This window comes from bacterium, assembly GCA_031082185.1.
GTDB lineage: Bacteria > Sysuimicrobiota > Sysuimicrobiia > Sysuimicrobiales > Humicultoraceae > VGFA01.
The window spans coordinates 88,062-110,137 of record JAVHLI010000003.1; the positions used below are offsets into that span (position 1 = coordinate 88,062).

Annotated in this window: 19 protein-coding genes; 6 read left to right on the forward strand and 13 right to left on the reverse strand. The window is 66.3% G+C overall.

Annotated elements, in window-relative coordinates:
- Window positions 1–121 precede the first annotated feature (121 nt).
- From RDU83_04290 to RDU83_04305, 4 genes are all read left to right on the forward strand, one after another.
- A complete protein-coding gene (locus RDU83_04290; GenBank protein MDQ7840232.1) occupies window positions 122–2,512 on the forward strand; it encodes a DEAD/DEAH box helicase family protein in 2,391 nt (796 codons plus the stop codon).
- Window positions 2,509–3,777, forward strand: a complete 1,269-nt coding sequence (locus RDU83_04295; GenBank protein MDQ7840233.1) for a restriction endonuclease subunit S — start codon at window positions 2,509–2,511, stop codon at window positions 3,775–3,777. Before RDU83_04290 ends, RDU83_04295 begins: the two co-directional genes overlap by 4 nt.
- A 94-nt stretch (window positions 3,778–3,871) precedes the next feature.
- On the forward strand, window positions 3,872–5,032 hold the full coding sequence (locus tag RDU83_04300; protein MDQ7840234.1) for a Fic family protein: 1,161 nt from the start codon (window positions 3,872–3,874) through the stop codon (window positions 5,030–5,032).
- Window positions 5,032–6,570 carry an N-6 DNA methylase gene (locus tag RDU83_04305; GenBank protein MDQ7840235.1) on the forward strand — a complete coding sequence of 513 codons (1,539 nt, stop codon included), beginning with the start codon at window positions 5,032–5,034 and terminating at the stop codon, window positions 6,568–6,570. The genes RDU83_04300 and RDU83_04305 overlap by 1 nt, the downstream gene beginning before the upstream one ends.
- Before the next feature lie 3 nt (window positions 6,571–6,573).
- Here RDU83_04305 and RDU83_04310 read toward each other — a convergent pair whose 3' ends face one another.
- From RDU83_04310 to RDU83_04330, 5 genes are all read right to left on the reverse strand, one after another.
- Complete coding sequence (locus RDU83_04310; protein ID MDQ7840236.1) at window positions 6,574–7,932, reverse strand: TrpB-like pyridoxal phosphate-dependent enzyme; 1,359 nt, start codon at window positions 7,930–7,932, stop codon at window positions 6,574–6,576.
- A 319-nt stretch (window positions 7,933–8,251) separates the two neighbouring features.
- On the reverse strand, window positions 8,252–10,072 hold the full coding sequence (locus RDU83_04315; GenBank protein MDQ7840237.1) for an ABC-ATPase domain-containing protein: 1,821 nt from the start codon (window positions 10,070–10,072) through the stop codon (window positions 8,252–8,254).
- Between the two features lie 11 nt (window positions 10,073–10,083).
- The gene (locus RDU83_04320) at window positions 10,084–11,463 is read right to left on the reverse strand and encodes a S41 family peptidase (GenBank protein ID MDQ7840238.1); all 1,380 of its coding nucleotides are present in this window, start codon (window positions 11,461–11,463) and stop codon (window positions 10,084–10,086) included.
- Window positions 11,464–11,489: 26 nt separating this feature from the next.
- Window positions 11,490–12,218: a cytochrome c biogenesis protein CcdA gene (locus RDU83_04325; protein MDQ7840239.1), complete on the reverse strand. Its 729-nt coding sequence runs from the start codon at window positions 12,216–12,218 to the stop codon at window positions 11,490–11,492.
- Between the two features lie 7 nt (window positions 12,219–12,225).
- Window positions 12,226–13,467, reverse strand: coding sequence for a DHHA1 domain-containing protein (locus RDU83_04330; GenBank protein ID MDQ7840240.1), 1,242 nt, complete (start codon window positions 13,465–13,467; stop codon window positions 12,226–12,228).
- 176 nt (window positions 13,468–13,643) lie between these two features.
- Here RDU83_04330 and RDU83_04335 point away from each other — a divergent pair, with 176 nt between their 5' ends.
- Together RDU83_04335 and RDU83_04340 are read left to right on the forward strand one after the other, a co-directional pair.
- Window positions 13,644–13,907, forward strand: a complete 264-nt coding sequence (locus tag RDU83_04335; GenBank protein MDQ7840241.1) for a YggT family protein — start codon at window positions 13,644–13,646, stop codon at window positions 13,905–13,907.
- Between the two features lie 24 nt (window positions 13,908–13,931).
- The gene (locus RDU83_04340; protein ID MDQ7840242.1) at window positions 13,932–14,174 is read left to right on the forward strand and encodes an Lrp/AsnC ligand binding domain-containing protein; all 243 of its coding nucleotides are present in this window, start codon (window positions 13,932–13,934) and stop codon (window positions 14,172–14,174) included.
- 6 nt (window positions 14,175–14,180) lie between these two features.
- On the opposite strand, the gene RDU83_04345 is transcribed toward RDU83_04340, so the two are convergent.
- From RDU83_04345 to RDU83_04380, 8 genes are all read right to left on the reverse strand, one after another.
- Window positions 14,181–15,362: an MFS transporter gene (locus tag RDU83_04345; GenBank protein MDQ7840243.1), complete on the reverse strand. Its 1,182-nt coding sequence runs from the start codon at window positions 15,360–15,362 to the stop codon at window positions 14,181–14,183.
- A complete protein-coding gene (locus tag RDU83_04350; protein MDQ7840244.1) occupies window positions 15,359–16,252 on the reverse strand; it encodes an AEC family transporter in 894 nt (297 codons plus the stop codon). The genes RDU83_04345 and RDU83_04350 overlap by 4 nt, the downstream gene beginning before the upstream one ends.
- A 39-nt stretch (window positions 16,253–16,291) precedes the next feature.
- Window positions 16,292–16,768 (reverse strand): adenosylmethionine decarboxylase, encoded by a 477-nt coding sequence (gene speD, locus RDU83_04355; GenBank protein MDQ7840245.1) that lies wholly within the window; start codon window positions 16,766–16,768, stop codon window positions 16,292–16,294.
- Between the two features lie 29 nt (window positions 16,769–16,797).
- Entirely contained in the window at window positions 16,798–17,682 is an 885-nt protein-coding gene (locus tag RDU83_04360) for an ABC transporter permease (protein ID MDQ7840246.1), read from the reverse strand.
- Window positions 17,675–18,595, reverse strand: a complete 921-nt coding sequence (locus RDU83_04365; GenBank protein ID MDQ7840247.1) for an ABC transporter permease — start codon at window positions 18,593–18,595, stop codon at window positions 17,675–17,677. The genes RDU83_04360 and RDU83_04365 overlap by 8 nt, the downstream gene beginning before the upstream one ends.
- Before the next feature lie 80 nt (window positions 18,596–18,675).
- On the reverse strand, window positions 18,676–20,235 hold the full coding sequence (locus RDU83_04370; protein ID MDQ7840248.1) for a glutathione ABC transporter substrate-binding protein: 1,560 nt from the start codon (window positions 20,233–20,235) through the stop codon (window positions 18,676–18,678).
- Window positions 20,236–20,331: 96 nt separating this feature from the next.
- Window positions 20,332–20,817, reverse strand: a complete 486-nt coding sequence (locus RDU83_04375; GenBank protein ID MDQ7840249.1) for a small multi-drug export protein — start codon at window positions 20,815–20,817, stop codon at window positions 20,332–20,334.
- Between the two features lie 23 nt (window positions 20,818–20,840).
- Window positions 20,841–22,061, reverse strand: a complete 1,221-nt coding sequence (locus RDU83_04380; GenBank protein ID MDQ7840250.1) for a diguanylate cyclase — start codon at window positions 22,059–22,061, stop codon at window positions 20,841–20,843.
- Window positions 22,062–22,076: the final 15 nt, after the last annotated feature.

Genomic DNA, 22,076 nt, shown 5'->3' on the forward strand with positions numbered 1-22,076 from the left:
CACCGCCCCGGGGTGGCCTGACGGTCGCCCTGGGGCTGCTTTATTTGGGGATGGGCTGGAGCCTACAGGAGGGAGGGCCTGGGTAGGAGAAAGATCGGAGACATGAGAGGTCCAGTGCACCGTGGCACTGAGTGAATCCGACACCCGTGCCAAGCTGATCGACCCTGTCCTGCATGTCCGCGGCTGGACAGAAGACCTCATCCGCCGCGAGGAGACCGCGGGAGCCATCGAGATCGTTGATGGACGGCCGCGCAGGCGAGCCCGGGGCCGCGTAGACTACGTGCTGCGCGTCAGGGTCACTCCTGACACCCAACCGGTGGCGGCTGCGCTCTGCGAAGCCAAAGCCGAACACCTGCCGCCAGCACACGGCCTTGAGCAGGGGAAGGCTTACGCCAACTGCAAACGGCTCAACGTGCCATTTGTCTTCTCGTCGAACGGCCGCCTGTTCGTGGAGTTCGACCGGTTCACCGGCCTGACTGTTGCGCCGCGCCCGATGGCTGAGTTCCCCACCCCTGCCGACCTGCGCGTCCGATACGAGCGCGGCATGGGTTTCACACTGGACTCTCCGGCGGCAAGACCGCTCCTGACTCGCTACACAGGCGGAGAGGCAACGCGCCGCTACTACCAGGACGCCGCCATCCGCGCGGTGCTGGAGAAGCTGGCCCGCAGTGGGAAGCGGGCGCTCCTGTCCCTGGCCACCGGGTCCGGAAAGACGTTCATCGCGGTCCACCTGTTGAAGCGGATTGCCGACGCCGGGTTGCTGCGGAGGGCGCTGTTCGTCTGCGACCGCGACGAGCTCCGCTCCCAGGGGCTTGGGGCCTTTCAGAGTGCATTCGGGGCCGAGGCGGCAGAGGTCTACAAGGAGGCCGACGGGTCGAACCACGCCCGCAACGCCCGCATCCACATCGCCACCTACCAGACGCTCGACGTCGCCACAGACGACGCGGACGCCAACTTCCTGACGACCTACTACCCGGAGAACTACTTCAGCCACATCGTCATAGACGAGTGCCATCGCTCGGCCTGGGGGAAATGGTCGCAGGTGCTCCGCCGCAACCCGGACGCGGTGCAGATCGGCCTGACGGCCACCCCGCGCCAGATCGAGTTCACCGAGAAGAGCAGGGAGGCCGAGGCAGACGCCCAGATTTCTGCCGATAACCTCAGGCACTTCGGTGAGCCGGTCTACGAGTATGACATGAGCCAGGGGATCGAGGACGGCTACCTGGCCGGCTGCGAGATCGTCCGCCGGGACATCTTCCTGGACGACAAGACCCAAAGCGAGCGCGATACCGGGATCGAGCAGCAGGACCTCGAAGGGAAGCGACTGACCGACGCAACCACTGGCCTCCCTCTGGTGCCCCGCGAAGCCCGGGCCCGCTACGACGCACCGAGCTTCGAGGACCTCATATTGCTGCCTGAGCGGGTCGACCGGATGGCCCGGGACCTGTTTAGCCACCTGCTCGCCACCGGAGGACCGGAGCAGAAGGCGATCGTGTTCTGCGCTCGCGACCGCCACGCCGACGATGTCGCCATCGCCCTGAACAACCTCTATGCGGAGTGGTGTGCCCGGAACAGCAGGCCGCGTCTGGAGCCCTATGCCTTCAAGTGCACCGCCAGCGTCGGCGGCAGCCAGCACCTCGCCGATCTGCGTGGAGCTTCGCGGTCTCACTTCATTGCGGCGACCGTCGAGCTTCTGACGACCGGCGTGGACGTGCCCGTCGTGCGCAACATCGTCTTCTTCAAGTATGTCCGGTCGCCCATCGCCTTCTACCAGATGGTCGGCCGCGGCACGCGCCTGCACCCACCGACTGGGAAACTGATGTTCCGTGTCTACGACTATACCGATGCCACCCGGCTCTTTGGCGAGGAGTTCAAGACACGATACACGCCGCCCCGGAGAGAGCGCAGCGCGGAGCCCCCTGAGGGGGGTCATTTGCCGCCGGAGCGCATCATCATGGTCGAGGGGTTCGACATCAGGGTCACCGACGCGGGCCGATACATCCTGACCATGGTGGATGGGAAGGCCCAGCCCGTGACCGTGGAGGAATACAAGGAGCGCCTGGCGGCCCGCCTGGTCGAGGAGGCGCCCACGCTGGACCTCTTCCGCGCCCGGTGGGTGGTGCCGCCCGAACGGCGCGACCTGCTGGCCCGGCTGCCGGACGCCGGCCGGTCGGCGGTGCTGGTGCAGGCGCTAGAAGACATGGCTGACTACGACCTGTACGATGTGCTTGGGGAGCTGGGCTATGGGATAGCGCCCCGCACGCGGGCAGGGCGGGCAGAAGCGTTCGAGTACAAGCACGCGGGATGGCTCGCACGTCTCCCCGCGGAGACCGCGAGAACCCTCAAGGCCCTTGCGGCGCAGTTTGCGCATTCGGGAACGGACGGGCTGGAGAACCCGCAGGTGTTTCAGACACCCGAGGTCGCGAGAGCAGGCGGGCTGCGAGCACTCAAAGCATTGGGCAAGCCCGCTGACGTACTTCAAGAGACCAAGAAGAGGATGTTCGCGGCATGAGTGAGGGTCCAGGGGGCATTCAGCTTCCTAATGGCTGGCGCCGGGTGCGGCTGGGCGAAATATGCGCCCTGAATCCGCGAGCAGCTCCGAGCCTGGCTCGCCCTGACGAAGCCCTGACAGCGTTCGTCCCGATGTCAGCGGTGGACGAGCGGCTTGGTCGGATTACACGCTTCGAGTTGAGGCCATACGCTGAAGTCCGAAAGGGGCACACCTTTTTCGCTGAAGGAGATGTCATGTTCGCGAAGATCACACCGTGCATGCAGAACGGAAAGCACGCGGTCGTGAGGGGACTAACTGATGGCATAGGCTTCGGCTCCACCGAGTTCCACGTCCTCCGCCCGGGACTCGAAGTGACTTCGGAGTGGATTCACCACTTCATGCGTCAACCACACATACTGACTGCTGCGATGGCGCACTTCTATGGAACCGTCGGCCAGCAGCGGGTCCCTGAGGGGTTTCTTGCTTCTCTTGAGATTCCGCTGCCCTCGCTTGCAGAGCAGCGCCGGATCGTCGCGTTGTTGGAGGAATGTATGGCGCAAGTGGAGCGGGCGCGGGCCGCCGCCGAGGATCGGCTGAGAGCACTCGAAGCTCTCCCCGATGCCTGCTTGCGAGGAGTCTTCAACGGTTTCACACCTCTTTCTGTGAGTTCGAATGTCGACGCTACCCCGTTCGGTTGGAGTTGGAGAAGACTGACGGACATCGCGCGCCTGGAGAGCGGGCACACCCCAAGCCGGTACCATCCTGAATGGTGGGGAGGTCCAATCCACTGGATCGCACTCCCCGACATCCGGCAGCTCGATGGCAAGATCGCGTTCGAAACGAGTGAGCACACAAACGAAGCCGGCATTGCGAACTCCTCGGCCAGGGTGCTACCTGCGCGGACCGTTGTCCTCTCACGAACGGCATCAGTTGGATTCGTAACGGTAATGGGCCGAGAAATGGCTACCAGCCAGGATTTCGTCAACTGGGTGTGCGGGCCGGAGATCGATCCGGTTTTCCTGGCCTACCTGCTCCGAGCCTCTCGGGACTACATCCGCTCACTGGCGAGCGGTGCGGTTCACAACACCGTCTATATGCCAACCGTCAAAGCCTTCCATGTATGCATCCCTTCGCTTTCCGCCCAGAAGCAAATCGTGGCGATGCTTGATGATCAAATGGCCTCGATAGAGAAAGCGAGACTTGCCACCGACGCGGAACTCGAGGGGATCACCGTCCTCCCCGCCGCGATTCTCCGCCGGGCCTTCGCCGGGGAACTCCAGCCTTGACTCATACGGCGCGAAGGGCTATTTTCATTACTGAAGCAATTCGAAAATAGACGGTGGGCCACTTTTCGAGGCCGCAAACTGAGGCGGGCGCCGCGTGACATCCCAGCCCAAACCTTCTGGCAAGAAGATCCGGACGCGTGAGGGGTACCATGCCTTCGTCCCGGCCCCCCTGCCCCCCGACCTCATGTGGTCTCCCGGGTTAATCTCTGCCCTCTCTACGGCCGACCGCGCAGTCGGACGGCTCGCGGGCGAGGGCGGCCGCCTCCCTAGTCCTCACCTCCTCATCCGCCCCTTCATCAGGCGCGAAGCTGTCCTCTCCAGCAAGATCGAAGGCACGCAGGCTACCCTGGGAGAGCTGCTGGCGGCGGAGGCCGGCGCGGCCGTCAATCGCAGCCCGGAGGATCTCCGCGAGGTCGGCAACTACGTGGCCGCCCTGGAATACGGCCTGGAGCGCCTCAGAACCCTTCCCCTCTCCCTCCGGCTCGTCCGCGAACTCCATGCGAGGCTGATGGGCGAGACACGCGGAGGCCAGGTGACCCCTGGCGAGTTCCGGCGCACACAGAACTGGATCGGGCCTCCCGGCGCTACGCTGGCCACGGCGACCTACGTGCCGCCGCCTCCGACCGAGATGACCGATTGCCTGAGGGCCTGGGAGCGCTTCCTCCATGACACCGCGCTGCCGCCCCTGGTGCAGATCGCCCTGGCGCACTACCAGTTCGAAGCCATTCACCCGTTCCTCGACGGGAACGGCCGGGTAGGCAGGTTGTTGATCACCCTGTTCCTCGTAGAGCGAGACGTGCTGCCGAAACCGCTCCTCTACCTCAGCGCTTTCTTCGAGGCGACGCGGCGGGAGTACTACGACCGCCTGCTGGGCGTCAGCGAGCGCGGGGAATGGAAGGCCTGGCTCGAATACTTCCTGACAGGCGTGGCCCTGCAGGCCGAGGATGCCACGGGTAGGGCCACCAGGATTAGTGAGATCCTTACGCGGTGGCGCGTCGTCGTGGGACGCTTCCCGTCCAGAACACCATCCGCGGTGATTGATCTGCTGGCCGAAAACCCGTATTGCACGATCCAGCGGGTGGCGAAACGTCTGGACGTGGCCTACACCACGGCGCAGCGGGCCATCGAGCGACTGGAGTCGCTCTCTGTCCTCACCCAGGTGGGGGCGGCGAAGCGCGGTCGGGTATTCTGCGCCAGGGCCCTGCTGAATATACTCGAGGAACCTGCGATGCTGCAGCCCTCTGAGGGACGCTGATGCCACACCGATCGAAACCTAACGGCAACGCCAGACGCCTCAACTCCCAGCAGTCGCTCAACGGCGCGATTAAGTCGATCTGCGACATCATGCGCCGCTCGAACTGTGCTGGGGCGCTGCAGTACGTTCCGGAACTGACCTGGATCCTCTTTCTGCGAATCCTGGACGAGCGGGAGATCCGGGAGGCCGAAGAAGCCGAGGCGGTCGGCGCGGAGTTCACCCCGTCCCTGGAGCCTCCCTACCGCTGGCAGGACTGGGCGGCACCTGATGGACCGAAGCGGCGCGAGATGCAGAACGGGGCGCTGGGTGCGTTCTTCGGCTTTGTTCACACGGAGTTGTTGCCGTACCTCAGGAACCTGAAGGACCGCCCGGGTGCGACGCCGCGCCAGAAGATCATCAGCGAGATCATGGCAGGGGTGGAGCGGACCAGAATCGACACCGAGCGCAACTTCCTCGACGTGCTCGACAAGGTGAACGAGATCAGCGATCAGGTGGTGGACCAGACTCACGTCTTCACCCTCTCGCAGGTCTACGAGGGCCTGCTCCTCAAGATGGGCGAGAAGGGCAACGACGGGGGTCAGTTCTTCACCCCGCGCGAGGTCATCCGCGCCATTGTGAAGGTAATTGATCCGAAGATCGGCGAGACAGTCTACGACCCGGGGTGCGGCACCGGCGGGTTCCTGGCGCAGTCCTACGAGCACATGGCTGGGCCCAACAACGAGAAGATCACCTCGCCGGACCAACTGGAGACCCTCAAGCGGCGGACCTTCTACGGGCGCGAGAAGGACAACGCCATCTATCCCATCGCCCTGGCCAACTTGGTGCTGCACAACATTGACGAGCCGCACGTCTGGCATGGGAACACGCTGACCGGGGCCGAGGCCTACGGAGGCCTGTTCACCGAGGCGCCGGCGCTGCACGACGTAATCTTGATGAATCCGCCGTTCGGCGGCAAGGAGGGCAAGGAGGCGCAGACGCGCTTCGCCTACAAGACCAGCGCCACCCAGGTGCTGTTCCTTCAACATGTGATTGACAGCCTGAAGCCGGGCGGCCGCTGCGGCATCGTGCTAGACGAAGGCGTGCTGTTCAGGACCAACGAGACCGCGTTCGTGCAGACCAAGCGCAAACTACTCGATGACTGCGACCTGTGGTGCATCCTGAGCCTTCCGCCGGGAACGTTTGTGAACGCGGGCGCAGGCGTCAAGGCCAACTTGCTCTTCTTCATAAGGGGCGGTCCGACGGAACGGATTTGGTACTACGATCTCTCGGACATCAAGGTCGGGAAGAAATCTCCGTTGACAGCGGCGCACTTCGAGGAGTTCCTCCGCCTCCTGCCTGAGCGCGCGGACAGTCCCCGGAGCTGGACGGTGCCACGCGATGCAATCGAGGCCCGTAACTACGATCTCAAGGCGGTGAACCCCCACGCCAGGCCGCAGGAAGATACCCTCACCCCGGAGGAGCTGCTGGACCTCATCGAAGCGAAAGGGCGGGAGGTGTCCGAAGCCCTCGCCGCCCTTCGCAAGATAACCCGCGCGTAGCCGCTACGGCTGCAACTGCGCCAGATCCCGCATCGCCGCCTTGATCGCATCCTCCGGGTAGGCGAAGTCCTCCAGCCGGCCTGCCAGGTGGGCCTCGTAGGCCGCCATGTCGAAGTGGCCGTGGCCGGAGAGCCCGAAGAGGATCGTCCGCGGCCGGCCTTCCTTCTTCGCTTCCAACGCCTCGTCAATCGCCTTGCGGACGGCGTGCGCCGCCTCGGGGGCCGGGATTATCCCCTCGGTGCGCGCGAACTGGAGCGCGGCGTCGAAGACCGTCCGCTGCTGGTAGGCCACGGCCTCAATGTACTTGTGGTGGTAGAGCAGGCACAGCAGCGGCGCGTCGCCGTGGTAGCGCAGCCCGCCCGCGTGAATGCCCGGCGGCACGAACGTGTGTCCCAGGGTGTACATCTTCATCAGCGGCGTGGTCGCCGCCGTATCGCCGAAGTCGTAGAGGTAATCGCCACGGGTCAGCGTCGGGCACGCTTGGGGTTCGACCGCGACGAAGCGAGTACCGCCGCCCTTGAACTTCTCGGGCATGAACGGAAACATAAGACCGGAAAAGTTGCTGCCGCCGCCGACGCAGCCGATGACGACGTCGGGAGCGTCGCCGGCCATCTCCATCTGGCGGCGCGCCTCCAACCCGATGACGGTCTGGTGCAGCATCACGTGGTTGAGCACGCTGCCCAGCGAGTACTTGGTGTCGTCGTGGGTCGCGGCGTCCTCTACCGCCTCGCTGATGGCGATGCCCAGGCTGCCGGGTGAATCCGGCGCCTTTTCGAGGATCGCCCTGCCGGCGTGGGTGCGGTCGGTGGGGCTGGAGAGCACGTCCGCGCCCCAGGTCTGCATCATCAGTTTGCGGTAGGGCTTCTGATCGTAGGAGACACGCACCATGTACACCGTGCAGTCGAGCCCGAACAGCCGGCACGCCAGCGCCAGCGCGCTGCCCCACTGGCCGGCACCGGTCTCGGTGGCCAGCCGCCGCACGCCCTCCTGCTTGTTGTAAAAGGCCTGCGCCACCGCGGTGTTGGGCTTGTGGCTGCCGGCCGGGCTGGTGCCCTCGTACTTGTAGTAGATGCGGGCAGGGGTGTCGAGCGCCGCCTCCAGCCGCCGCGCCCGATACATAGGCGTTGGCCGCCACATGCGGTAGACATCGCGCACCGGCTTGGGGATCTCGATCTCCCGCTCGGTGCTAACCTCCTGCATGATGAGCTCCATCGGGAACAGCGGCGCGAGGTCGGCCGGGCCGATGGGCTGCCTGGTCCCCGGGTGGAGCACCGCCGCTGCCGGCACCGGTAGGTCCGCGGCGATGTTGTACCAGGCCTTCGGCACGTCGCCCTCGCCGAGCAGGATCTTGGTGGAATCCATCTCTACACCCCCTCGTTGTTTCCCGTCGCCGGCTCCAGACCCCGACGGGAAGAATAATGCCGGCCTCCGTCGAGGGACGGAGGCCGGCTCCGTGGTGCCACCCATGTTCCGGGGGATCGCTGTACGCGAACCCGCAGCGCTCTGATCCGCTAACGGCGAATCAACCGGTGCGACTACTGGCGCGGTTGCGCTTGCGGCGCCTCCCGCGCGTTCACCGCACACCTCACGGGTCCATTCCGCGCCGCGCGGCGGCTGCCTTCCACCTTAGCAGCTCTCTGCGCGCCCGCCTGGCGCGTACTCGTCCCGGTCATCGGGCTGGTTAAACTGTTTCATTCGCCGGCGGCGGAGGATCTCCTGCCGGCGTCTCAACCTGATCTGCCCCCGAGACTGGGGGGGTTGGGGGATCCGCGGCCGCGGGAGTCGCCCGACGCGTCCGCACCTGCAGGGCCCGCATCCGGTTCAGCACCGCCGCCACCTCGTGCCGCCTGGGCAGCGCGTAGCCACCGGCATGACTCCCTTCGGTTGCCAGCACGCCCAACCCGTGCGCCGCGATGTCCGCGAAGACGCGGTCAAGAATCTCGGCTATAGAGGCGTTCCCGTCCACGTAGCCCTTCGCAAGCGCGTAGAGGATCGCATCTCCGGCCGCACATGCCTGACCCGCGCCCACAAGCTGTCCGAGCGCTGCGGTGCTGATAGTTTCGCGACCGATGCCGATCTCCGCACGGCCTCGCAGCTCGGTTCGGTGGCCGCGCCCCCGCAGCCCGCCAAACCCCCGCGGCAGCGGGCAGCGAGGCATCGGCATGTCAAACTCCCCGCCGGCGCGCGTGCGACGCCCGGTGAATCCCGCGACGATGCCGCGTGCTCGGTCGGTCGCCGCTTGGGGCTGAAACCCTTCCATGACGATTACCGTATCCGCCACTCCGAGGTACTCCCCAAGACTTCCGGTGGCGATCACCGACGAGACGCCGTGGAGTTCCCAAAGCGCCCGGAGGCGGTCCAGTAGCGGGGTCGCGGGGTCGCGCTCCGATGGGACCAGTTGCTGCATCGCCGCATCCCGTACCAGAAACGCAACCGTGCTCTCATCCTCATCGAACAGCAGCAGGCGGGACCCGACCTCGACGGCCTCCGCGACTCCCACGGCCATGGAGACCGTCCCTGTCGCGTGTTCAGACGACAGTGTGGTCGCGTCCGGACGGTGCGGCAGCTCCCGGAGAAAGGCGCTGATGTCCACGCGCTCGACGCGCCGGAGGGGCTCGGTGAGAATCCGCACCGCGTCCGGAGCCGTGGCCACAAGCTCGCGGCCGTCCCCGGGGACGTGGGGATAAACGCCGGCAGAGAGCGCGGCCAGCAGCGTGGACTTGCCACTAAAGGCTCCTCCGGCGATCACCGTGACGCCGCGGCGAATGCCCAGCCCGCGCACCTCACCACGATGCGGCAGGGCGACCATAACGGCCAGTTCGTCCGGAGCGCGCAGGACAACGGCGCGGCCGCCGCGCAGCGGACGTTCGCCCTGCCCATCCTCTCTCGGCAGCACCGAGCCGTCGGCGACAAACGCCGCCAGCCCAAGCTCGTCCAGGGCCTCCCGCAGGGCCAGGTAGTCCTCCAGCGTGTCGCGGTGGCGCCATCCGGCAGCCGCGTCGAGGTTCGCCCAAACCAGACCGGACTGAACCACCGCGGGCAGCTCATCGAAGAGCAGCGTCACTGCCGGCTTGGCCAGCACCTTGCGTCCTTCGGCAGGGAACCCGATCGTCAGGCGGATCTCCACGAACTCCTCGCCGACCGTGCAGCACGAGCGCCGCAGGATCTCCCCCCCGCCTGCATGGATCGCCACAGGCGCGGCCTTCCCCTGCCACCGGGAATGGACATGGCGTCCTATGGCCTCGTGCACCGCGCGCGACAGGAACTCCTCCGCCGCCAACCGACCGGATGGGCTTCCCCACAGCGCCGGCGGGACCTGGGCCTCGGCCTGGTCCACGCGCACGCGGGCCCAAGCGGACGGTGAGGAAGGATCGGGGTGTATTGCATCCAGGTGGAGCTCGAACCGATCGAATCGGTAGGCGCCGGCCAGGGTCCGGTAGACCTGGGTGCCCTTGCCGTTCATCACGATCAGCTTGTCGCGCAGTCGATCGGAAGGCAGCATCTCGAATCCCCCTATCGGCCGGCGGCAGCCGGGGCTGCCTTGCGGGCCAGGCCCAGCCGCTGCCGGGCCACCAGCACCCCACGCTGGAACTGGGTGTCGCGGCCCTGATCCAGGTCGGCAACCGACAGCGCCACCGGGATGTCGGGAGAGACCCCGATCCCTTCCAGGCGCCGCCCCATCCCAGTGGAAAGCCGAAGCACGGTCACGCTGAGCGCCGAGCCGTCCGAGAGGTCGTGAAGCACGCTGGCCTCGACCGCGCCGCTGGTCTTCGCGCCCATCAGCGTCGCGCGACCGTGCTCCTGCAGCGCGGCGGCGAGCAGCTCGGCGGCTGAGGCGCTTCCCTCGTCTACGAGCACGACCACCGGCACGTGCGAGGGCAGGATCGGCGCCGCGGAAGTCCGAACCGTCCGCGTGCGTCCCCCACGTGAGGTCTCCCGGTAGATGGGCTGTCCTGGAAGCAGCATGGCGTTCGCAACCGCGGTCAGCTCGTGCAGGTAGCCGCCGCTGTTGGACCGGAGGTCGAGCACCAGCGCGCGCATCCCGCCGGAGAGCATCCGCTCCAGCGCCTGGCGGAACTCCGCCCCGGTACGGGTGATGAACTGGTAGAGTTGAAGGTAGCCGATTCCGCCCTCGAGGATCCGGGCCTGGAAGATCGCGGGGACCTGAATTGGAGCCCGGGTCACGGTGAGCGCGATCGCATCCGCCCGGCCGGGGCGATCCAGCGTAAGCGTCACCGAGGTGCCTGCCGGGCCGCGAATCGTTCCGGCCACCTGCTCCACCTGGAGCCCGGCGGTGGGGGTCGCGTCAATCCTCACGATGCGGTCCAGCGGTTGCACGCCGGTGGCCTCCGCCGGGCTGCCGGGGATGACGTCGCGCACGTAGAAGCGCCCCTCGCGCGGCATCAGCACCACCCCGATGCCCGAGAACGCTGCCTGCTGACGCTGCCGCGCCTGCCGCTCGCGGTTCTGCTCTGGGGTGAGAAAGCCGGTGTGAGAGTCGCGAAGCAGGGCGGTCATGGCGCGGATCGCGGCATAGGCCAGCGAGGCGCCTGAGACACGGCCGCCGGATGCAGCGACCGCGGCGCCAAACCGGGCGCGGAACGCGGCATCGGCCTGCCCGTTCGGGGTGCCGGGCGGGATGTCGGGGAGATCGGCCTGGATGCCCGATGCCGAAAGCGCCGAGCGCAGCCCCCCGATCGCCCCGTTCAGCAGGACAATGGAGTCCACGGGATCCACGTACCGCTCGCGGAGCAGCCCCAGCGCCTCCAGCGCCAGGCCAGCGTCGGCGGCGTGTACGGGAGGCGCCGCCGCCAGGGGCACCACGACCAGGGACAGAAGCAGGATGGCTACGGGAAGGTGCAGTCGCGCTCCCCGGGTTGCGAATGGCCTCATAGAAAGTTCTCCCAGTCTGCTGGATCTCAGATGACGGGCCGGAACGGCACCAGCCGGATGATCCAGGTATTGAATGCGAACAGCAGGTCGGTCACCATGGCGCCGCCCATCACGACGAGAAAGATCCCGCTGACAGTCGAAACCGAGCGGGCGTGCCGGCGCAGCCATCCCACGGCATCGAACGCGATGGTCATCAGCGCGGCCGCCACGAGAAACGGCAGGCCTAGCCCGAGCGAGTAGGCAAACAGCAGCAGCGCGCCGCTGGATGCCGTCTGCGCCGTTGCTGCCATCGTCAGCACCGCGGTGAGCACAGGACCCACGCATGGTGTCCAGGCGAAGCCGAACGCCATGCCGACGGGAAACGCGCCTATCAGCCCAAGGGGACGGCGTTGCACCTGGAAACGGCGCTCACGCGAGAACCCGGGCACCTTAATTATCCCCAGCACGCCTAGCCCCATGAAGATCACCAAAGCGCCTCCCAGGCGCGTCAGCAGCAGGCGGTTCTCGAGCACCAGGGCCCCCAGAGCTGAGGCCGAGGCACCCATCGCGGTAAAGATCGAGGCGAAACCCAGGACGAACAGGCCTGTGGCCGCCAGTATCCGGCCCAGGTTCCGGCGCCGTTCCTCCACGCTCATCTCGGCCAGGGAGAGCCCGGAGACGAACGAGAGGTAGCCCGGGATCAACGGCACGATGCATGGACTCAGGAAACCCAGCACGCCGGCCGTGAAGGCCAGAATCAGGCCTACCTCGGTCATACGGGTATTATGCCACAGCACCACCTTCGTGTGGGGCCGCGGGCAGGCGCAGCAGTGCCGCCCGCGCGGCGTCCACGAGGGCGGCGGTCGAGGGCGCCTCTGGCGCCGTGCCTTCTGCTGCCTCGGACTTGCCACCGCCCCGGCCCCCGAACGCCGCAACGGTCTCGCGCAGCACCGCGGCCGCATCCACGGCCACCAATGGGCTCCGCGCCACCAGCACGCGGCGCCCCGGATCGGTGGCCAGGATCGCAACGCAGTCCGCCTGCGCCGTGAGGGTGCGGGCCAGCGCGCGCAGGTCCTCGATGGCGCGCCCATCATAGGCCGCGGCGACGACCAGAGGTCCCTGGCCGCCAGCGGGTGCGCCCGCGGAGGTCGCTCGTACAAGGAGCTCCCGGGCCTCGTACCCCAGCAGCTCCAGGCGGGCGGTCTCCAGCTCCCGCTCCATCTCCCGCGCGCGGCTCGAGAGACGCCCGATCGCACCCGCCAGGTCGGGCTCGCCCACGGTGAACTCGCCTGCTAGGGAGGTGATCAACCCCCGCGCCCACCTGTAGTGACGCAGCGCGCGCCACCCGCACTGGAAGCCCACTCGTACGCCGCCCTTGTGCCGCTCGTGGCGCAGTAGAGCGATGGCGCCGACCTCGCCGGTGGCGCGGACGTGCGTGCCGCCGCAGGCAGAGCGGTCGAAACCCGTCACCTCCACCACCCGTATCCGCCCGGCCTGTCTGGGCGGACGGCGCAGCCCCATCGCGACCGCCTCTTCGATCTCAACCTCGCGCGTGGCCACCACCCGGTTCTCGGTGACGATCGTGTTGGCTAGGTCCTCCACGCGGGCACTGGCTTCATCGTCGAGGAGGGGAAGATCCAGGTCCAGCGTGCAGGTGGCACCGATGTGAACGGACAGCGTCTCCGCCCCCAGGGCCTGCAGAAAGGCCGCTGAGAGGATGTGCTGGCCGGTGTGCTGCTGCATGTGGTCGAAGCGCCGTTCCCAGTTGAGAGTTCCGGTAACGGAGAGGCCTTCCCGCAGCGTGGAGCAGGCCCCGACGGCGTGCCAGATCTCGCCGTCCTCTTCCAGTACGTCCGTTACCTCCGTGGCATCGAGGTAACCCTGGTCCGCGGGTTGGCCGCCGGATTCCGGGTAGAACACGGTCTCCGCCAGCGCAACCGCGGTGACCCTGCCTTCGCGATGGCGCACGCCGGTTACCACAGAGGTGAACTCGCGCATGTACGCGTCAAGGTGGAAAAGCTTCACCCGGCCATCTTCGACGGCTGAGTGGACCCTCCCCCCCGTCAGATCGTCCGGGATACCGGGTTCCGCAACCCGCGGTCACCAGGAGTTCGTTGCCTGCCTGGGACCGGCTTGTTACAATTGTGACCGGGCTCCGCGCGCCGAGTGAGGACTGCCGAGGACTGCCATGGGAGAAACGGATGCTGGAGCTGATCTACTTCCTCGACCTAGCCTACAAGATCATTACCACGCTCATCTTCGCACGCGTGGTCCTCTCGTGGTTCCCGGCCCTACGCCATCCCGCGGTCAAGATGGTCCACGATCTCACCTCGCCCATCTTGGATCCGATCCGGAGGGCAATACCGGCAGCCGGAGGCCTCGATCTGTCACCGATTGTCGCCATCCTGTTGCTCTATCTGGCGCGCAACCTGCTCGTGGATTTGTTGGTGACGCTAAGGCCCTGAGAACGAACGGAGGAGGAGGGGGCGATGGTTCAAGCGTACGTGCTTATACGCATCCTGCCCGGCAAGCTTTCTGACGCGCTGGCGCACATCCTGCGGACCCCAGGGGTCAAGATGGCGCACGCCGTCACCGGGCCGACCGACATCATCGCGTTCGTGGAAACCGAGAGCATGGACACGCTGGGCAGGTTGATAGTCTCCCGGTTCCAGGAAACAAGCGGCGTCACGCGGACGACTACCTGCGTGGTCACACCGGTCAGCGAAAGGTGAGAGGGATCAGTCCAGCGTAGCCCTTGCGCGCGGAGGCTGCGCCGGGAGCGCCCAGATTGCCATGAGAGCGATCGGGAAGAGACCGACGCTTGCCGACAGGGTTTGGGCCAGCCCGATCTTGTCCGCAATCGCGCCGATCAGCGTCATGGAAAGACCTGCGGTTCCCCACGCCATCCCGGTTACCAGGCTGCTGGCCAGGCTTGCCCGCGAGGGGAACATCTCCTGCGCCATCACTATGCTGACCGGGGCCGCCAGGAAGAGCGTGAAGCCACCCAGAGCCAGTGGCACCAAGCCCCAGTTACTCTCGATGCTGCCGAAGAGCACGAGCAGGGGTGCGGTTGCAATCAGCGAGATCGCCATCACGGCGCGCCGCCCGATCCGATCGGAGAGCGCCCCGCCGATCAGGCCGCCGATCGAACCGACCCCCCCAAAGAGAAGGACCGCGGTCCCTCCCATCATCAGCGTCTCCCCGCGATCGCGCATCAGGAGCGGGATGAACAAGATGTGCGCCAGCGTGACCACGCTCCTGAGCACTACCACGAGCCAGATCAGTGCCAGGGCTCTCCCGTGCCGCCTAACTTCGGTGCGCAGGCCCACCCGGGTGGGCGTCTCGAGACCAGACCACCAGGAGCCGGCAAACCTCCAGAGCAGCAGGCAGGCCACCACGCCTGGAAGCGCTGCCACCGCGGTTCCGGAGAGCCCGATCGCACCCACGATCGCGGCCACGTAGACCGGGCCCAGCGAGTATCCCAGCTCACCACCCGCAATGAAGAGCGAGAGCCCGGCTCCCCGGCGGTCCCCGCTCACGGCCCCGGCGGCCGCGAACGACTGGGGGTGGAACGCCGCGGTGCCCAGGCCCCCTATGAAGAGCACCGCGAGCATCGCGTGGTATGAGGGCGCGAGCCCGAGCAGCCCCATCATGACAACCGTGACGAGCGCGCCCAGAATGGTGAACACGGGCCGCGGAAAGCGGTCGGCCGCCATCCCGAATAACGGCTGGGAGAACGCGGACGAGAGGTTGAAGGCGCTGCCGAGAAGCCCGGCAAGCGCCAGCGTAAGGCCGAACTTGGCAACCACCAGCGGCAGCAGGGGCGCCAGAAAAGCGGCATAGAGATCGTTGGTGAAGTGGGCAAAGGACAGGGCGCCCAGGCGTGACCACGAGGGTGCACGCGGCCTCCCCGGGTTCACGGAAGCAGCGCCAGGATGATCGGGATCGAAACGAAACTGGCAACCGTGGTCAGGAAGACCGCGCTGGCCACAAAATCGGGGGCAGCGTCAAACTGCGCGGCGATCAGAAACGCGTTGATCGCGGTCGGCATCGCCGTGGACATCACCGCGACGTCGCGGGTCAGTCCGGCGATGCCGAACCAGGGCGCGAGGACGATTGTCAGCAGCGGGGAGAGGACGAGTCGCAGGGCGACCGACACGCCCAAAGGCGCGTTCACAACCGAGGGCCGTGCCTGCGAGAGCTGCACGCCAAGGGTGATGAGCAGCACGGGAATCGCGCCCTGGGCCATGAGCTCAATCGGGCGCCACAGCGCAACCGGCACGACCCACCCCTGGTGCGCAAAAACCACGCCCGCAATCGAGGCGTAGATGAGCGGCAGGCGGAATATGTCGAGAACGGCATGGACGGGCTTGTTCCTACCGGCCGAGGCCAGGAAGACCCCTACGGAGTGCATGAGGACCGCCGAGACCACGAAGATGAGCGTGGCCAGGCGAACTCCTTCCTCGCCGAATGCAAACAGGCTCACAGGAATCCCGTAGTTCCCCGCGTTGTAGAGAACCGTTGCCACCGCCAGCCCGCTGCGCTGGAGCGGTGCCAGTCGCATCAATCGACCGGCAAGCAGCGCGACGACGAGCAACACGGCGAACTGCGCAACGATAAGCCCTACCAGCCTCGCGGCGGCCGCGGCCGACACATCGGTGCGCACGAGCGCGGCGAACACGAGGCTGGGCGTGAGCAGGTACATGGTCACGCGGGAGAGCGACTGGACTTCGATTGGTATGAGGCGGGCGAGCAGGTACCCGGCCGCGATAAGCAACGCTATGGGCAGGATGACCGAAAGCAGTGCCACTGCAGTCCCCCATCGGAGCGCCGCCCCGGGCGCGTCGTATTAGCGGGCTCGGAACGCCGGGCGCGTCGGCCGCTTTGGGCGCTTTGCAACCTTCGACCGTCTCTTGTCGTCCTTTGTGGGTAGCGTCTCCTCCCAGGTGACGATGCTGTGGAAGTACTGGCGGTCGCCCTCCTCCAGCCCCCGGGTTACCTCGGTGATGTGCATCGTCCGTGCCTTGAACTCCTTGAACGCGTGCTCTACGGCTGCCTCGGGCTTCGCGTCGTTGCCGCAGGTGAAGATGTCAAGGGCTACGTATCCGTACTCCGGCCACGTGTGGACGGAGAGGTGTGACTCCGAGATGACGACCACGCCGGAAACGCCGTTGGGGTTGAACCGGTGGAAGGAGATTGACCAGACGGTGACCTTGGCCACCTCGGCGGCACGCACCATAATCTGCTCAACCGTCTCAACCTTGCCGATGATCTCGGGATTGCATCCCGAAGCCTCAACGATGTAGTGGTGCCCGATCGGATCCATCTCCCACCCCCTCCCGCTCAGATCTCAGGCTAGATCCGCATCCGCGGGTCAAGCGCGTCCCGGATGGCATCGCCGAGCAGGTTGAACCCGAGCACGGTCAGCATGATGGCCAACCCGGGAAACATCACGCTGTGCGGCGCCAGGCGGATGTACTGCCGGGAGTTGCTCAGCATCGAGCCCCACTCCGCGGCAGGCGGCTGGGCGCCGAGGCCCAGGAAGCCCAGGGCGGCCGCCGCGAGAATCGCCGTGGCGATCTGCAAGGTGGACTGAACGATGACCACGGCCAGCGTGTTGGGCAGCACGTGGCGCCATATGATCCTCCCGCTGGTAGCCCCCACCGCCCGCGCCGCGTCCACGAACTCTTGCGATCGCAGCGAAAGGACCTGCCCGCGCACCAATCGCGCATAAACAGGGATTGACACGATCCCCACCGCCACCATGACCTGGACGAGTCCCACCCCCAGGATCGCAACGAGCACGATCGCCAGCAGGATGCCCGGAAATGCCATCATGATGTCAATCAGGCGCTGCACCAGAAGATCCGGCAACCCGCCGAAGTAGCCGGAGATGGCGCCGACCGGAACGCCGATCCCCACGCCGATGGTAACGGCGATGACGCCGATCACCAGCGAGAGGCGGGCGCCGTAGATGATGCGGCTGAGCATGTCGCGCCCCAGTTCGTCCTGTCCCAGCAAGTGCCCTGGGCCCGGCCTCTTCAGGCCGGATTCGAGCTCGATCTCGTAAGGGTCGTACGGCGCCAGCACCGGCGCGAAGAGACCCGCGCTCAGGAACACGGACAGGAGCACCAAACCCACCAGGCCGGCCCGGTTGCGACGGAACTGCGTCCACACCATCCGAGCGCGTGACCGCGTTGGCCGCAGGGAGATCCTGGCAGGCGCAATCACATCAGTCATAGTGGATCCGCGGGTCCACGACCGCGTAGAGCACGTCAACCATGAGATTCACCATCACGAACGCCATCGCGACCACCAGCACCGAGGCCTGCACTATGGGATAGTCGCGGGCCAAGATGCCTTCAACCAGCAGCCGGCCGATACCCGGCCACGCGAACACCGTCTCCGTCAGGACTGCCCCGGAGAGCAGCGTGCCCATCTGTAGACCAACCACGGTGATGACCGGGATCAAGGCGTTGCGGAACGCGTGGCGGTTGACGACGGCGGCCTCCGCCAGGCCTTTGGCGCGCGCCGTGCGAATGTAGTCGGACCGCAGCACCTCCAGCATGCTGGAGCGCGACATGCGGGCGATGATGGCGGCGGTTGACATGCCCAGAGTGATCGCCGGCAGCACAAGGTGCGCCATGCCGCCGGTCCCCACGGCGGGTAGCCATCCGAGCCAGACCGCGAAGATCAGGATCAGCATCAGGCCGGACCAGAACACCGGCATCGAGAGCCCGGCCAGCGCCACGAGCATGACCACCGTATCCATCCACGAGTAGGGACGGATGGCCGAGATGATGCCCGCGGAAACCCCAACGACAATCGCTACGCACAGACCGGCCGTTGCCAGTCTGATGGTGTTGGGCAAACGCGCGGCGACCTCACCGGCCACCGGCGCCTTGGACCGCACCGAGCGCCCGAAGTCGCCGCGCAGCACGTTCCCGATGAATGTGGCGAACTGCCTCAGCAGCGGCCGGTCCAGGCCCATGTCCTTGCGGATCCCATCGACGATCTCCTGAGTCGCCGCTTCCCCGGCTATGATCCGCGCGGGATCCCCGGGAACAATCCGCACCATGGCGAACACCATGAACGCCACGCCGAAGATGACGGGAATGGACAGCAGGAGTCGTTTGACGATGTACGCCCACATGTTCAGCAGCCATGAGAAGGGGAGGGCACAAACCTCCCTCCCCCCTCGTCCTTCCTAATTACGCTTGTCGAGTCTCTTCGCTACCGCCGTATCCAGGCCTTGAACAACTCTATGCGCTCCGCGGGATGGACGACCACCCCCTGCGCGACGTGCCGTATGCCGGTCACCTGCGACTCGCTGTGCAGGAAGAGCCAGGGCGCGTCGTCCATGATGACCCGCATCGCCTCGGCGTAGATCTTGTTGCGATCCGCCTGGACGGTCGTCGTCCGGCCCCGATCGAGCAGCGAGTCAACGCGCTCGTTCTTGTAGAAGCTCCGGTTGGAGCCCGTCGGCACCCACTGCGACGAGTGGAACAGGGCATAGAGGCCGTAGTCTGCGTCGCCGGTCACGGTGCCCCACCCGAGCATGTACATCTGGACGTCGTTCTCGGGTTGCGGCCGGTTGGTGAGGGCAAGGTAGGCCCCCCACTCCATTGTCCTAAGCTCGAGTTCGATGCCCGCGCGGCGCACGAGTCCCTGGATGCTGGCGGCTATCTCGGCGTCGCGTATGTACCGCCCGCTTGGGTGGTGGAACACGGCGCGCAGCGGACGGGCCCTGCTGTAGCCGGCCTCACGCAGCAGCGCCTCGGCCCGCTCCAGGTCCCATTCATAGGTCATGATCTTGGAGTAGCCCTCAACGGCCGGGACGATAGGCGCATCGGAAACGCGGGCCGTTCCATACAGGGCACTGTTCACGATCGCCCGCTTGTTCACCGCGTGGTTCAGCGCCCGGCGGAGGCGTCCGTCGTTGAACGGCGGCCGCGTCACGTTGAAGCCTACGTAGATCGTGCGCAGGCTGTCGTCGACCGAGACGGTGAAGTCCCGGGCGCCCTTCAACCGCTCAATCTCGCGCGGAGGTATGCGCACGGCCACGTGAATCGTGCCCGCTTCCAGGGCCGCCACGCGCGCGCCGTCATCGGGGATCACGCGGAACTGCACCTCGTCCAGAAACGCCTTCTCCCCCCAGAAGTCGTCGTTGCGGGTCATCACCACCCGATCGCCGCGCACCCATTCCTTGAACTTGAAGGCGCCGGTTCCCACGGGCTGCCGGGCATAGTCGGCGCCCAGCCGCCGGACGGCGGTCGGGCTCTGCATGCCGACGGAGCTGTGGGTGAAGTGCGCCAGCAGCGGCGCGAACGGGGCATCGGTGACCAGACGGATCGTCGAGGAGTCAACCACTGTGACGCTCGTCACGCGGCTGATCAGAAACCGGAACGGCGCGCGGGTTGCAGGGTCGAGCATGCGATCGAGGTTGAACTTGGCCGCCTCGGCGTCAAACGGGGTCCCGTCGTGGAACCGAACGCCGGTGCGCAGCCGAACCGTCCATGTCCGACCGTCCGGGGATACGGTGTGCCCCAGGGCCAGCATCGGCACGATCTTGCCCTCGGGGGTCAACCTATAAAGGGACTCGACCATGTGCTCCGATACGGTCGCGCTCGGGGAATCGGTAATCATGGGCGCGTCGAGTGTCACCGCGTCCACCCCGGATCCAACGATGAGCGTTCCACCGCGCGTCGGGGTCACCGCCGGCGCCGCGGCCGCGGAGATTACGAGCGCGCCGGCAAGGGCAATGGCAGCTATCAAGGCCAGGACTCTTCGCACGCGATCTGATCCCTCCTTCAATTCGGGAGTATCCTATCTCTTCAGTGTGGAGCAGATGCTTCCTGCGTTGGCTCGTCGGCACCTTGAATTCTTATTCTAAGGCAATCGCCGGATCGCGGCAAGTACTCCGGATGCCGCCAGTGTGACAACCGCCCCGGCCAGCGTCACACCCACCGCGATCGCAACCCACGCGCGGATCCTGTTCACGCCCAGCAGCCATGCCAGCAAAGTGCCTGAATAGGCTCCGGTGCCCGGGAGCGGCACGGCGACAAACAGCGCCAGGCCCAGGAGTTCATACCGCTCGACGAACCCGGCACCCCTTGCCCGCACCCGCACTACCGCCCGTCGAACCGGAGCAAAGCGCGAAAACCATCGGTCATAGAACAACTCGAGCGCGTAGTACCCGGGAACGATGATGGCGCAGTTGGCCGCCACAGCAATCGCCATGACCGCCAGGGGATGCAGTCCCAGCGCGATCCCAAGCGGGATGGACCCACGCAACTCGATCCACGGAACAAACGTGAGGGCCACCACCCCCAACGCCTGCTCAAACGCGCTCAGGCCGTCCAGCCAGTGCCTCACCTGAAAGAGCACGCCAGCGTGATTCACCCGCGCCGGCGCCCGCGGGCGCCGTACATGGCGGTATCCGCGCAGTGGACAAGCGTGTCGGCATCCGTGCCGTCTTCTGGAGCCACGGCAATGCCCGCGTCCAGGTCAACAAACAGGCGCTTGGTTCCAACCAGGAAGGGGGTCTGGGCCATGAGTGTCTCGAGACGAGCCGCGGCGGCCTCGGCACTCGGGCGCGCGGTCCGAGGCATGATGATGGCGAACTCGTCCCCACCGTACCGGAAAACCAGATCGCCGGGGCGCACCGCGCCGTCCAGCAGCCGGGCAAACTGCTGGAGGACCACGTCGCCAGCCAGGTGGCCGTAGGCGTCGTTGATGGCCTTGAACCCGCCCAAGTCGAGCAGCAACAGACTGAATGGCGTGGCATCGCGGGATTCTCGTTTGAACTCTTCTTCCAGGCGAACCCGGAAGTGCCGCCGGTTGTACAGCCCGGTGAGCGGATCGGTAATGGACAGGCGCTCGACGGCCACAAGGGCCTCCTCGAGCCGGCGGTTGGTGTCCACGTGGCGCTCGCCTGCTGCACGGGCTTCATAGTTACCCTTGAGCGCGACGCTCGCCAGCAGCCACGACGCAAATCCCAGCAACGCGCCGGCTTCGCCGAACGAATCGAACAGGAGCACAATGACTATTCCTGCCAGCACCATGCTGGCCGACAGTACCATGATGCGGAGGACGAATCTAGTGGCTATCGGCAGCGCGCCGATGTGTTGCACCACCCGTCCGGATATGACTAACACCGTGTTGCCCAGGACGTATATACCACCGGCGAGTATCAATCTGGCCAACATTCCCGTGGTCAACCCCCCGGCTACCAGCGGGGCAACCGAGGCCGCCAGGAGCAGGCTACAGTCGACGTTCCCCAGATCGTAGGCGGCGCGCCAGACCGGCCGCCCTGCGCGAATCCAGAAGACCAGCAGCCCCAGCAGGCTCATAAACACAGCGGCTTCCCAACCGAACAGGAACAGGGCGGCAAGCGAGATGCCACCCAGCGGGTGATACGTGATGCCCATCGGCAGCGGGAAGACGATCATCCCTGAGAACAGTGCCACGGTGCCGAAGAGCAGCCACACATGCCACGGAAGATCGGGAAGGCGCAGCAGCGCTGCTGCCACGATTGCCAGACCGACAGCTCCGACCACGCCGGACAGCCAGCGGTATCGTAGCGGTAGGCTTTGGGTACTCGCGTTGTTCGCACTCATGGGCTGCTCCATGGA